Origin of the sequence: Demequina flava, assembly GCF_000975035.1 — a bacterium.
Lineage (GTDB): Bacteria > Actinomycetota > Actinomycetes > Actinomycetales > Demequinaceae > Demequina > Demequina flava.
The window spans coordinates 1,421,798-1,433,958 of record NZ_BBRA01000001.1 but is presented as its reverse complement, the minus strand read 5'-3'; the positions used below and the strand labels follow the sequence as shown (position 1 = coordinate 1,433,958).

Annotated in this window: 12 protein-coding genes; 6 read left to right on the top strand and 6 right to left on the bottom strand. The window is 67.3% G+C overall.

The features are described from left to right. Positions 1 to 142: 142 nt before the first annotated feature. Positions 143 to 2,434, bottom strand: a complete 2,292-nt coding sequence (locus AOP74_RS06750; RefSeq protein WP_061961539.1) for a sodium-translocating pyrophosphatase — start codon at positions 2,432 to 2,434, stop codon at positions 143 to 145. Positions 2,435 to 2,605: 171 nt separating this feature from the next. On the opposite strand from AOP74_RS06750, the gene AOP74_RS06745 reads away from it, so the two are divergent. Both AOP74_RS06745 and AOP74_RS06740 read left to right on the top strand, forming a co-directional pair. Further along, positions 2,606 to 3,151 carry a sigma-70 family RNA polymerase sigma factor gene (locus tag AOP74_RS06745; RefSeq protein WP_061961538.1) on the top strand — a complete coding sequence of 182 codons (546 nt, stop codon included), beginning with the start codon at positions 2,606 to 2,608 and terminating at the stop codon, positions 3,149 to 3,151. Further along, a complete protein-coding gene (locus AOP74_RS06740; protein WP_061961537.1) occupies positions 3,148 to 4,980 on the top strand; it encodes a hypothetical protein in 1,833 nt (610 codons plus the stop codon). The genes AOP74_RS06745 and AOP74_RS06740 overlap by 4 nt, the downstream gene beginning before the upstream one ends. A 23-nt stretch (positions 4,981 to 5,003) precedes the next feature. On the opposite strand, the gene AOP74_RS06735 is transcribed toward AOP74_RS06740, so the two are convergent. The 3 genes from AOP74_RS06735 to AOP74_RS12050 are packed head-to-tail and all read right to left on the bottom strand — an operon-like array spanning position 5,004 to position 5,889. Next, positions 5,004 to 5,438 (bottom strand): hypothetical protein, encoded by a 435-nt coding sequence (locus tag AOP74_RS06735; RefSeq protein ID WP_152649207.1) that lies wholly within the window; start codon positions 5,436 to 5,438, stop codon positions 5,004 to 5,006. Beyond that, a complete protein-coding gene (locus AOP74_RS06730; RefSeq protein ID WP_152649206.1) occupies positions 5,390 to 5,686 on the bottom strand; it encodes a TadE family type IV pilus minor pilin in 297 nt (98 codons plus the stop codon). Before AOP74_RS06730 ends, AOP74_RS06735 begins: the two co-directional genes overlap by 49 nt. Before the next feature lie 29 nt (positions 5,687 to 5,715). Next, the gene (locus AOP74_RS12050) at positions 5,716 to 5,889 is read right to left on the bottom strand and encodes a DUF4244 domain-containing protein (protein ID WP_236683741.1); all 174 of its coding nucleotides are present in this window, start codon (positions 5,887 to 5,889) and stop codon (positions 5,716 to 5,718) included. Positions 5,890 to 6,131: 242 nt separating this feature from the next. Here AOP74_RS12050 and AOP74_RS06725 point away from each other — a divergent pair, with 242 nt between their 5' ends. The 4 genes from AOP74_RS06725 to AOP74_RS06710 are packed head-to-tail and all read left to right on the top strand — an operon-like array spanning position 6,132 to position 10,123. Then, positions 6,132 to 7,712 (top strand): N-acyl-D-amino-acid deacylase family protein, encoded by a 1,581-nt coding sequence (locus AOP74_RS06725; protein ID WP_061961534.1) that lies wholly within the window; start codon positions 6,132 to 6,134, stop codon positions 7,710 to 7,712. Continuing rightward, positions 7,709 to 8,437, top strand: coding sequence for an IclR family transcriptional regulator (locus AOP74_RS06720; RefSeq protein ID WP_061961533.1), 729 nt, complete (start codon positions 7,709 to 7,711; stop codon positions 8,435 to 8,437). Before AOP74_RS06725 ends, AOP74_RS06720 begins: the two co-directional genes overlap by 4 nt. 27 nt (positions 8,438 to 8,464) lie before the next feature. After that, a complete protein-coding gene (locus AOP74_RS06715; protein WP_061961532.1) occupies positions 8,465 to 8,851 on the top strand; it encodes a RidA family protein in 387 nt (128 codons plus the stop codon). A gap of 9 nt (positions 8,852 to 8,860) precedes the next feature. Next, positions 8,861 to 10,123, top strand: coding sequence for an alanine racemase (locus AOP74_RS06710; protein ID WP_061961531.1), 1,263 nt, complete (start codon positions 8,861 to 8,863; stop codon positions 10,121 to 10,123). Between the two features lie 19 nt (positions 10,124 to 10,142). Here the strand turns inward: AOP74_RS06710 and AOP74_RS06705 are convergent, their stop codons facing one another. Both AOP74_RS06705 and AOP74_RS06700 read right to left on the bottom strand, forming a co-directional pair. After that, complete coding sequence (locus AOP74_RS06705) at positions 10,143 to 11,135, bottom strand: hypothetical protein (RefSeq protein WP_061961530.1); 993 nt, start codon at positions 11,133 to 11,135, stop codon at positions 10,143 to 10,145. Next, positions 11,125 to 12,144 carry a TadA family conjugal transfer-associated ATPase gene (locus AOP74_RS06700; protein WP_061961529.1) on the bottom strand — a complete coding sequence of 340 codons (1,020 nt, stop codon included), beginning with the start codon at positions 12,142 to 12,144 and terminating at the stop codon, positions 11,125 to 11,127. The genes AOP74_RS06705 and AOP74_RS06700 overlap by 11 nt, the downstream gene beginning before the upstream one ends. Between the last annotated feature and the right edge of the window lie 17 nt (positions 12,145 to 12,161).

The window sequence follows — 12,161 nt, the reverse complement described above, 5'->3', positions numbered from 1 at the left end:
GCCTTCGCCCGTGCCCCGCAGCCGGCGCCGGTGCCCACCAGTACGCATGTGCCGTGCCCTAAATGGAGCACCAACCGCCACGAACGCTTGTCGATGGCGGCTCGCGCTCCATGTGAGCGCATCAGTCAGACGGCTATGCGCCCTACTGCGCTTCTGCAGCCACCTCGTCCGCCTCGTCCTCAATGCCGGCCGCGTGCGCCCGGCGTGAAGAGATGCCGACCGTCACCACGGCGATGGCTCCCGCGACGATGGCGATGCCCCAGCGCAGTGCGTCGTTGGCACCGTCGCCGTACGTCACCATCACGACCGCGGGAGCGATCAGCAGCGCCACCAGGTTCATCACCTTGATCAGCGGGTTAATCGCCGGGCCGGCGGTGTCCTTGAAGGGGTCGCCGATGGTGTCACCGATGACGGTCGCCTCGTGCGCCGGGGAATTCTTACCGCCGTGGTGGCCGTCCTCGACGATCTTCTTGGCGTTGTCCCACGCACCGCCGGAGTTGGACAGGAACACGGCCATCAGCACACCCGTACCGATCGACCCTGCGAGGAATCCAGCGAGCGCGCCCGGCCCGAGCGCAAAGCCCACAAACACCGGAGCCATCGCGGCCAACAAACCCGGAGTCGCGAGCTCGCGCAACGAGTCACGAGTACAGATGTCGACCACGCGGCCGTACTCGGGACGGACCTCGCCGGTCATGATGCCGGGGTTCTCGCGGAACTGGCGGCGGACCTCGTACACGATGGCGCCGGCAGCGCGGGTCACGGCGTCGATCGCGAGCCCGGAGAACAGGAAGACCGTTGCGCCACCGATGATGATGCCGACGAGCGTGAGCGGGTTGATGACCTCATAGGAGAAGTCGGCCACCGCGCTGCCAGCCTCGAGCATCGCCTTCGCGACAGCGTCGGAGTAGGACCCGAACAGCGCCGTCGCCGCGAGGACCGCGGTCGCAATCGCGATGCCCTTCGTCACGGCCTTCGTCGTGTTGCCAACCGCGTCGAGGTCGGTCAGGATCTGCGCCGCCTCTTCGTCGACCTCGCCGCTCATCTCTGCGATGCCCTGCGCGTTGTCGCTGACAGGACCGAACGTATCCATCGCCACGATCACGCCCACCGTGGTCAGTAGTCCGCAGCCCGCGAGCGCCACCAAGAACAGCGCCATCGCGACCGACCCGCCCGCCACGAAGAACAGCACCACGATGGCTCCCGCAATCACGGTTGCGGTGTAGACGGCGGACTCGAGTCCCAGGCCGATGCCGGATAGAACCACCGTCGCAGCTCCAGTCTTGGAGGTGGCTGCCACCCGCTTCGTCGGCTTCTTTGCGGTGTCGGTGAAGAATCCGGTCAGCCACAAGATGGCGCCGGCCAGGCCGATTCCGACAAAGACCGCGACGGTCGCCATGATGCGCGGGTCGCCGGTCTCGTTCTCGATGGTGGAACCGGTGAACTCTGCAAAGGAGTCGGGCAGGTAGACGAACGCGGCAATGGCGGACAGGACCGCGCCAATGGCGGCCGCGGAGTAGAAGCCACGGTTGATCGCCGCCAGGCCGGACTCTCCCTTGCGCACCTTCGTGATGAACACACCGATGGCCGCCACGAACGCGCCGACGGCCGTCACGATGAGCGGGAAGACCAGGCCCTGCTCTCCCATCGCCGCCTTGCCAAGGATCAGCGCCGCGACCAGCGTCACGGCATAGGACTCGAACAGGTCGGCTGCCATGCCGGCACAGTCGCCGACGTTGTCTCCCACATTGTCCGCAATCGTCGCGGCATTGCGCGGATCGTCCTCAGGAATATGCTGCTCGACCTTGCCGACCAAGTCAGCCCCAACATCTGCCGCCTTGGTGAAGATTCCGCCTCCCACGCGCATGAACATTGCGAGCAAGGCTGCGCCAAAGCCGAATCCCTCAAGCACCGCCGCCGCATCACCCCGGTAGAACAGCACCACGGCGGAGGCGCCGAGCAGTCCTAGGCCGACCACCGACATCCCCACAGCACCGCCGGTCCGGAATGCAATGCGCGCGCCCTCGGCCCGACCACCGGGCTTGGTCGCCGCCGTTGCCACGCGCACATTCGCCCGCACCGCCAGCCACATCCCCATGTAGCCGATCGCCGCGGAGAAGCCCGCGCCCAGAAGGAAGAAGACCGACCGTCCCACGCGAACGCCCGCATCGCCAGGAAGCAAAAACAGCAAAGCGAAGACGACGACGGCGAACAGCACCAACGTGCGGAACTGTCGGCTCAGGTATGCCGATGCCCCTTCTTGCACCGCGCCGGCGATATCGCGCATGCGTTCGCTGCCGTCGGGAGCCTTCAAGACTTGTTGTCGAAGGGCGAAGGAAAATATGAGGGCCGCAACCGCAATGGCCGCGATGACACCCACGATGAGGAGGTTGTTAGACCCCACCTCAACTTCTGTGCTGACCAGCGTGTGCATCCGTCCTCCTTGACGACGCTCACGTAGCAGGCACGCCTTTGTGCCTCCTACCAGGATTAAGGCCACTGTAAGGGACTATAGAAATCGCGGCACGGTGAGACCCAACGTTTTAGCGGTGCCGTGCGTCGACATAGTGAACCGACCAAACCTGGAAGGCACCCGGAGGAACTCATGGCCCAGTGGCGGGACACTATGGAACAGCTGGTGCGTGATCGCGAACGCGCCCTGCTGTCCTACGCGTACCTGGTGTGCGGCGATGCGGTGCAGGCGCAGGACCTTGTGCAAGACGCGCTGGTGAGGACGTTTAGCCGCGAGCGGCGCGGACTCACTGCGGTCAAGGCCGAGGGCTATGTCCGGCGCGCGATCATGTCGTCCTTCGTGGACCAGTACCGGCGCCAACAGCGCTGGCAGCGAGTCCAGCACTTGTTCCGTCCCGAGGCGATCGCTCCCGATCGTTTTGGCCAAGTCGAGGCAGGGTCCGATGTCGTGGACGCCTTGGCAACGCTTCCTCCCCGGGTCCGGGCCTGCGTGGTCCTGCGGTTCTTCGATGACTTGACGGTGCCGCAGATCGCTCGCCAACTGGGGTTGGCCGAGGGCACCATCAAGCGCTACCTGAGCGACGGGATGGGCCAGCTAGAACTGGCGCTGGGCCCGTTGGAGGATGCGGACTCTGCCGACTCTGAGTCCGCTCCTGCGAGTGGAAGGAACCGATCATGAGGCTGTCCGATGCGATGCGAGGTGCTGCGGATCGCGCACCTGTCGATGAGGCGCGGGTTTCCACGGCCGATGCTGCACGCAGGGTGACGCGAAGCCGTCGCCTTCACACGGGGGCCAATGCCCTGGTGGGGGCTGGCGCGGTGGCCGTGTTGGGGATGGCGTTCATTGGGCCGGTGGGGTCGATGAACGACTCTGCGGCGGACTTCGAGAGCGCGGGCGCTGCCGATGAGGCGCGCGAAGAGTCCGCGATGGGTGGTGCGACGACCGAGTCTCTCGACTCCGCCGCGGATTCCATGGTTGCTGAGCAGTGGATGTGCGGGTCTCAGTTCCGGCCCGATGACGGCGCGTGGTCCTACGGCGACACCTCGGGAGTGACGTACGAGGTGGGCGAGGTGGGCGCCAGCACGTCCGGCGGGGAGGGCGAGTACTTCGTGTCGGAGACCATCACGGCGAACCGTCCTGTCGATCTCCTGAGTGGTAGCGACTACGTCATCACGTGGGACGGCATGGTCGTGGGCCGCTACATCGAGCACTCGCCGATTCAGTACGGCCCAGCCGATGAGCCGATGCTGCCCGACGGTGCCGCGTACGAGCGTCTTGACCCCGGCAGCGACTTCTCCACACTCGAGCAGCAGATTGTTGTGGGCGCGGTCAACTGCTGGGACGGTGCGCCGCTGCCTGCAGGCACCTACGAGGTCCACCTGGCGAAGACGCTGGCGTACCCGGCCGACGACGCCGCGGCTACCGATCCGTCGGCAGGTCCCGGCGCAGAGCCGGGGTCCAGCGCGACCCCCGCACCCTCGGACACCCCTGACGTCATCGAGACCGAAGAATCCGGCGATGCCGCGACCGCTGGCCCCGCGGAGGAACTTCCCGGGCCAGAGAGGAACTGGGAGGCGTTCCGTGTCGCAGGAGGCCCCGTCACGCTGACGATCGACGGCGAGAAGGTCGACGATCCGTTTAGTGACTACCTCACTCCACTTGAGCCGATGCTCGAGCCTTCACAGCCCGGCACGCCGGTGGAACCGGCCCCGCTTCCCGACAATGCGCTCACGCCGGACATCGTCCGTGACTTGTACGCCGCATCAGCCGTGGGCGACGCGTGGGACATGGAGGCGGGCTCGCATCGCTGGCTCATGAATGACAGCGGCGGCGAGGCCTACTCGCACTTCGGGTGCACCTGGGGCGGAATGGAAGGTCAGAACTTCCCCGAGTCGAGTTCGACGATGGAGTTGCTGGACTTCGATGTCGCCGCACCCAAGTCACTGTCGGTCAGTTACGGATTCGTCGTGGATGGCAACCCGGAGGTGCGCTCGACGGTCACGAACGTGTCCGAGTACGACATCTACGACTATTGGGGATCGGCCCAGCCGCAGCTCTACTTGGTGCGTGACGGAGTCATCGTCGCTGAGGGCTACCCGATCGGCTTAAACGAGCCCGACGCCGTGATCATGGAAGACGACGCCGAGGCGCTCATCTGGCCAGCTCCGGACGCTCAGCGGCTAGATGCGGGACAGTCGGTCGCGGGTGATTACCTCTGGCGCGACATCACCCGCTGCGACACCGACAACGGGCGCGCCGCGGGAGTCGAGGCAGGTGTGTACACGCTGCTCGCATCGACATCGCTCACGGTCAACGACTATGCCTCCTCGGGTGAGCCCACTCTCTTCGACAGCCCCGGCGACACCGCCGACAGTGAGGCAAGGGCGCTCGCCCGTGAGTCGCTCGATGTCACCGAGCCAGCGACCGCTATCGCGCCCATCGAGGACTACACGTGGGTGGACCTGCAACTGTGGACGTCGCTGGGCACCATCACCGTCACCGGCTGACACTCCGCCCAGGCCGGGACACGTCACGGCGGCGCGGCCCACTGCGGGCCCGCCGTCGCTGACGCATGGCCGGCACTCAGCCCACTTCCGCCGGCAGCCTCAACTCTCACGAGAGCCCCGTCGACCCTGCAGGTCACAACGGTGACGCCGTTATGGGACGCCGATTCCGCCACGACCGCGCAGACCGCAGCCGTATCCGCGAAACCGGAGGCGGCGTGCTCGCGGGCCACCATCGAACCCGCGAGCGCCGCCTGATCCGCACCAACCCTGGCTTGCGCTCGCGCGACCAGTGCCTGCGACCCCAGCACCATGACGGCTGTCGCCGCCATGACTACGCACACGACGGCCACCATGAGTACGGAGGTGCTCCCAGCATCGGGCCTATTGCCCGCGCGCGCCACCGGAACGCTCATGGTTCCGCTCTCGCGGTGACCCGAGCATCGGCCGTAGGAAGCCATGAAACCGACTCAACGGAGACGGTCACCGTCACCCATACGCCGCTACGTGACACGGCGAGATGAGCCCCAGGAGCCGCAGCGCTCACGGCTTCATGCGCGGACGTGTCTCCCTCCACGGCGGCCGTGCGAGCAGCCATCGACGCGAGGTCGCTCGCCTGGAGGCGATGCCCGCCCCAGGCGAGCGCCGCGAGCGCCAGTCCCATCACGATCACCACGACGGGAAGTACGAGCGCGAACTCGGTCGTCACGGAACCACGGTCGCCGCGGGCGTGAACCTTCATCCGAACGCGGACCGGATCACGCCGAGCAGCATTTCGCGTACCTCCTCGGACCTGATGATCGCGATCAGCAGGCCCGCGAATGCCGCGGCCGCGACCGTCACGAGCGCGTACTCCGTGGTCGCCATTCCTTCGTCGCCCTTGAGTTCTAGCCGGCTCCTCCACCACTGCATTGCTCTCCCTTCTGCGTCCGGTGCTTCCGGGCGCAGAACCACGATGCGCCGGATTCCTCGGCCACAGCATGGGTCGCCACACATCTGTGGAACCGGCGACCCTCGGGGCGACCTGGGGACATAGGAGGGGGTTTGTGGATTCCAAAGACTAACCCGTGGTTGGCAACGGTCCGCCTCCGACGTTAGTGTGGCGACGTGCGACGTCCGCACACGCCGTGCAAATACTGCAACCAGGGGGGTTCATGGCGCACCGCAGACGACTCGTCCTTCGCGGCGGCACCGTTGTCGATGGGCTACGCCAATGCACGCGCGCCGCAGATGTGGCGATCGAGGGCGAGCGCATCACCGCGGTCGGCCACGTAGATAGCCACCCCCGCGACACCATCATTGACTGCACCGGCCGGCTCATCATGCCCGGCTTCATCGATGCCCACGCCCACTTCGAGGGCGGGATCTTCGACCGCGACGTCCAGCGCGCCACCCTTCGCCAGGGCATCACCTCCGTGATCGCGGGACAGGACGGGGTTTCCTACGTCCCTGGAGACAGCGCCTGGGCTAGCCAATACTTCGCGGCGATCAATGGGCCCCACCCCCACCTTCCAGAGCCGCGAGTGCGCGACGCTCTCAAGACATACGACGGCACCACGGCCGTCAACGTGGGACTCCTAGTTCCGGCGGGAAACGTCCGTCACGCCGTCATGGAGATGGACACCGGTCGCGCAACGTCCCGCGAACTCACGCAAATGAAGCGCATGGTCCGCGATGGGCTCACCGACGGCGCGCTGGGTCTATCCACCGGACTGGATTACGTGCCTGGCCTCTTCGCCGATGCGGAAGAGATTGCCCGGCTGTGTGAACCTGTCGCGGCCGCAGGAGCCGTCTATGTCACCCATATGCGCGGCGGCTACGAGGCCAACAGCGAGTTCGGGGTACGCGAAGTTGCCCGAATTCTTGAGCGCTCTGGAGTGCGCGGACACATCTCGCACTTTCACGTGGCCGCCCAAGAGGGCCGCCGCCTCTTGTCTGACCTCGCGGCGGCCGGGCACGACGTCACCTTCGACATGTACCCCTACACACGCGGGTGCACGTTGCTGGCCATGCCGCTGCTACCTCCGGAGTACTCGGCGCTCGGGGTCGATGAAGCCGTGGAGCGCTTGCAGACCACTCGCGAACGTCAGCGCCTGCTCAAGGACTGGTTCCCCCAGGTGGCCCAAAAGGCGAGCCTGGGCCCCGCCTGGCCGTCCATGATCACGATCGCCCACGCGCCACACCTGGACTGGATGTGGACGGAGGGGCTCACTCTCGAGGAGATCGCCCGGCGCAGCGGCAACACCGTGGTGGACACGGTGCTGGACCTGCTGATCGAACTGCGCCTCGAAGTATCGGCGGTGATGGCGGTGCGCGATCAGCGGCCCGATGCCGACTTGGCCAAGCTGTTCTCTCACGAGAGCTTCATCGCCGGCTCGGACGGGATTGTGCTGGGAGGGTCGCCACACCCGCGCGCGTTCGGAGCATTCGCGAGGCTTCTGAGTTTCTTCGTGGGCCGCTCTTTCACATGGGCCGGAGCGGCGACGCACCTGTCGGGCCGAACGGCGCAGCGGTTCGGGCTCGGCGACCGGGGAGCCGTCAGGCCGGGCTGGATCGCCGACATTGCGGTCGTGGACCCCACCACCGTGCGCGACGAAGCGACATACGAGAACCCCCGCGCCCTCGCCACCGGAATCGACGATGTGCTCGTCGCGGGAGTTCCGGTCCTGGCCGGCGGGGAGTTGACCGAGGAAACACCCGGTCGCGGGCTGCGCAGGCAGGGAGCCGCACGATGACTCAGTCCGTGACCCGCGGCGCGGAGATCCTCACGCGCCTTGCCGAAGGTCCCCAACCAATTTCCGCGCTTGCGGACGACTTTGGCGTGCACCGCACCACGATGTACCGAGAACTGCGTTCCCTCGAGGATGCCGGGCTGTTGCGACGTGACGTGCGCGGCAGCTACCGCTTGGGCGTGCGCCTCATCGCGCTCGCGCAGGCCGCGCTCGATCAGATCGACCTGCGCGACGTCGCCCGCCCCACGGTCGACGCGCTTCACGCCCAGGTTGGCGGCACCGTGCACCTGGCCGCATTGATGGACAACGCGATCGTCTACGTCGACAAGCGCCACGATCCCCGCGGCATTCGCCTCTACTCACAGGTGGGCCGCGCAGTCATTCCGCAATGCACGGCGTCCGGCAAGGCGATCCTGTCGGAACTTGACCGTGCCGGCCGCAACCGCATTCTCAATGGCGTCACCTGGCAAGCCTTCACGCCCACCACGATCACGTCGCGCCGCGAACTGGACGCACAGCTGGTCACCGTCGGCGAGAATGGGTGGGCCGTCGACGACGGCGAGTTCGAGTCATTTGTCACGTGCCTGGCAGTGCCGATCATCGCCTCGCACGGAGTGGTCGGCGCACTCTCCGTCACAACACCTCGCGACTCCGGTGGCACGGACTCGCTCCTGCGCCACCGCCCCGCTCTCACGGCCGCTGCCACACGCATCGGCTCTGCCCTGTAACCCCAACCACTCACCAGGAGGACACCCATGGCAAAGAAGGCCGTACTCATCGAGAACGCCCCCAAGCCCGCCGGTCCCTACAGCCACGGCGTTGTTGCCGGAGGCTTCCTCTACACCGCGGGCTTTGGCCCCCAGGACCCTGCCACCGGCGAGGTCGTCACCGGCGGCGTCTACGAACAGACCCACCAGGTGCTCACCAATGTCGAGGCCGTGCTCGCAGCCCACGGCGCCACGCTGGACGACGTCGTGAAGGTGACCACTCACCTCGAGCGCCTGGACCGCGACTTCGCCGAGTACAACCGCGCATATGGGGAACGCTTCAACGAGCCCTACCCCGTGCGCACGACGGTCGGCTCCGATCTGGCGAACATCTTGGTCGAGATCGACGTCGTCGCATACATCGGCGACAAGTAGGCGCCCGCCATGGCATTGATCGACCGGGCTACCGTGCTGGGTAGCGACAAGTCTCTGCCGCCGTGGGCCGCCGGGCTCACGGTGGACGAGTTCTTGTCCCGCCGCCCCACGGTCGATCAATGCTGGACTCCCCTGCTCCTCATTGATCGTGCGCGCCTCAGCCACAACATCGGCTTCCTCTCCCAGTGGGTCAACGAGCGAGCACTGGAGCTCATGCCCCATGGCAAGACCTCCATGTCGCCCGGATTATGGCGGGAGCAGATCGACGCCGGCGCGAGCGGCATCACTGTGGCGACGCCCTGGCAGGCGCGGATTGCCGTGGAGGCCGGCTTTTCGACGGTGATGCTTGCCCATCAGGCGGCCGATGCCGGCACGGCTCGGTGGGTCGCCGACCAGCAGTCGGGCTGGACAGAGGTCATCACCTGGGTCGATTCGCCTTCCGGAATCGCGTTGATGGCCGATGCCGGGGTCGCCGCGGGCACGGAGGTTCCCGTTCTCGTCGAGTTGGGGCGTCCGGGCGGACGTACCGGTACGCGCACTGTCGAGCAGGCTCGCGCGCTGGTGGCGCTCGTCCGCGAGTCGCCGGGGGTGCGCCTGGCTGGCGTCGCCGGCTACGAGGGCGCGATCACTCGTGGCCGCTCGGCCGAGGCTCTGAACACCGTGCGCGACTACGTCGCTGACCTTGTCTCGCTGGCAGTTGAGGCTCGAGACGCCGGCGCCGCGGGCAACTCCGACGGCCGGGGCCTGATCGTCACTGCAGGCGGATCCGCGTACCCCGACGCCGTGGCCGACGCGCTTGCCCCGGCAGTCGCGAAAGGGCTCCGCGGCGTCCTCCGGTGCGGCGCGTACGTGCTGCACGACGAGGGCCACTACTTGGAGATGTCGCCGTTCGACCACACCCGACATGAAAGCGGATTGCTTCCCGCCGCACGAGCCCATGCGCGGGTGACGTCGGTGCCTGAACCGGGCCTGGCGTTGCTGGACGCTGGTAAACGCGATGTGCCATACGACGAGGGCCTCCCCACACCCGTGGCGATCCTGCGCACGGGGGGCCAGCGCGACGGACTCGCCAACGCCCACATCGACGCCCTCAACGATCAGCACACGTTCCTGCGCGCGCCTGACGCCGCACTGGCCGTGGGCGACCGCATTGAACTCGCCCTGTCCCACCCGTGCACGATGACGGACAAGTGGCGACTCATCCCGGTCGTCGACGACCTGGCGCGCGGGGCCGACGCTGTCATTGTGGATCTGCTTCCCACCTCTCTTTAAGCCACGGTCACACACTGCCTCAGGCCTCTCCGGGAAGTTGAGGCAGGGACACACTCGCCAACACGGCAAGCACCATCGGCACAATCCCGACGAGAATGAACGCTGGCAGCAGACACATTGTGAGCGGAAGCGAAAGCGTCACGCCGAGTTGCCCGGCCGCTTGCTGCGCATCCCGCCGCGAGCGCCGGAGCGCACCCTCGGTCGCCGACCGCAAGGCGGGCACGGCCGATGCCCCGCAACGATGAGGTGCCCGCAGCGCCCGCTCGACCTGCCCACACAACGACTGCCCCGGTCCGCGCGCCACGGAGCCCGGTCGCAAAGGGCGCCAACGCCGTGTGCGCTGCGCAGGCCTGTCCCACGCCTCGTCCCAGGCCGCCCCTGTGCTGAGCGAAGCACCCGCACGCACCATCGCGTCTCCTTCCACGCCATCCACGACGCCCCCGACGGCTCGGACCGCACCGGGCACATCCATCCCGCTCGACAATGCCGCTTCCACCAGCGCGAGCGCCAAGGCCGGCGGAACGTCCTCGGAGTCCGGCGTGGCGGCGCCGAGCAACGCGCGGGTCCAGCGGCGCCCGCACCACGTGAGGATGGCCGCGAGCGCGAGCAGAACCCAGCCAATGGGCGTCGAAACCAGGACATCAATCGCGCGAGGATCAAGTAGAGCGGCGAGACCCACCCCCGCGAGCGGCAGCCACGCCAGCACGCGCGCACTCATCTTGGGGCCTGCCAATGCCGCCTCGCACGCGTCGCGGGCCTCTTCTCGATCGCGCTCGACCTCGAGAACCCGCTTCAGCACGGCGGCGAGTGGAACCCCGCAGTCGCGGGCCAGCGTCGCGGCAGCCCGCACCGCCGCGACCGTGCCAGCTTGCGTGCCCGCGAGTTCGGGCATCCCGTTGTCGTCGAGGCCAATCCCCGCCTCCGCCCATGCCACCTGCGGAGGGAGGCCCGAGGCCAACAGCGCCACCGCATCGGCCAATTGCGCGTCAACATCGGTCTCTTTACGCGGCATCGGCAACTTCCCATCCGCCCATGGCCGCCACGAGGGTGCTCCATCCCGGTCCCTGACGCCAACCACGTGCCGTCCAACCGACAGCCTCAACCGCGCTCAGGCCCGCGGTCCCCATCTCCATCACCGCGATGCTGGACAGGCGGCGCGCGCCACGTACCCGTTCCACATGCAGCACCACGTCGAACGCGATCGCCGCTTGGACCTCGACGGTCCGCTGGTCCATCCCGGCTAGCGCCCCGAGCGCCACCAACCGCGCTGGGGCGTCCTGCGGTGAGTTCGCATGCAACGTGGCGAAGCCGCCACGGTGACCCGTGTTGAACGCCGTCAGCACGTCTCGCACTTCTGGACCGCGGCACTCGCCCAGCACCACCCGGTCGGGGCGCATGCGCAAAGCCTCGCGGACCAGCGTCGGCATGCTGATGGCACCGGAGCCCTCAATGTTGGCCCGTCGTTCGACGAGCCGGACCACGTGCGGATGTCTCGGCTGCAGCTCGCCCGCCTCTTCGATGATGAGGATGCGCTCGCGTGGCTCAACCTCGGACAGGAGGGATGCGAGGAGGGTCGTCTTGCCGGAGCCCGTTGCTCCCGTGATGAGCGCGGAGCACCGTCGGCGTACCAACTCCCGCACCAGAGGCACCGCGGGTGCACTGATCATCCCGCCCACCGCGAGGTCGTCCAGCGACAATGCCGAGGTCCGCACGCGTCGCAACGAGATAGCCGCGCAGTCCTGCGCGACGGGAGGCAGAGCGGCGTGCAGTCGGGTGCCGTCGGGAAGCCGGGCGTCGACCAGGGGACTCGCATCGTCAAGCCTGCGACCTCCGGCGCTCGCCATGGTGACTGCCAATGCCCGCACAGCCGCAGCATCGGCCAGGTCCACGCTTTGCGATTCAAGCCCACGTCCCCGATCAACCCACGCCTTCCCCGGCTCATTGACCAGAACATCAGTCACGCCGGGCATGCCCAACACGGGTCCCAGGGGCCCGGCCCAGGCAGAGTGATGAGTGCTCATGCCTCAAGATTTGCCTG

Bases quoted from the DNA above. Each gene is read 5' to 3' on its own strand.
- AOP74_RS06700 (WP_061961529.1), bottom strand. From the start codon at position 12,144: ATGAGCACTCATCACTCTGCCTGGGCCGGGCCCCTGGGACCCGTGTTG.
- AOP74_RS06725 (WP_061961534.1), top strand. From the start codon at position 6,132: ATGGCGCACCGCAGACGACTCGTCCTTCGCGGCGGCACCGTTGTCGAT.
- AOP74_RS06710 (WP_061961531.1), top strand. From the start codon at position 8,861: ATGGCATTGATCGACCGGGCTACCGTGCTGGGTAGCGACAAGTCTCTG.
- AOP74_RS06750 (WP_061961539.1), bottom strand. From the start codon at position 2,434: ATGCACACGCTGGTCAGCACAGAAGTTGAGGTGGGGTCTAACAACCTC.
- AOP74_RS06740 (WP_061961537.1), top strand. From the start codon at position 3,148: ATGAGGCTGTCCGATGCGATGCGAGGTGCTGCGGATCGCGCACCTGTC.
- AOP74_RS06715 (WP_061961532.1), top strand. From the start codon at position 8,465: ATGGCAAAGAAGGCCGTACTCATCGAGAACGCCCCCAAGCCCGCCGGT.
- AOP74_RS12050 (WP_236683741.1), bottom strand. From the start codon at position 5,889: ATGCAGTGGTGGAGGAGCCGGCTAGAACTCAAGGGCGACGAAGGAATG.
- AOP74_RS06720 (WP_061961533.1), top strand. From the start codon at position 7,709: ATGACTCAGTCCGTGACCCGCGGCGCGGAGATCCTCACGCGCCTTGCC.
- AOP74_RS06705 (WP_061961530.1), bottom strand. From the start codon at position 11,135: ATGCCGCGTAAAGAGACCGATGTTGACGCGCAATTGGCCGATGCGGTG.
- AOP74_RS06745 (WP_061961538.1), top strand. From the start codon at position 2,606: ATGGCCCAGTGGCGGGACACTATGGAACAGCTGGTGCGTGATCGCGAA.
- AOP74_RS06735 (WP_152649207.1), bottom strand. From the start codon at position 5,438: ATGGCTTCCTACGGCCGATGCTCGGGTCACCGCGAGAGCGGAACCATG.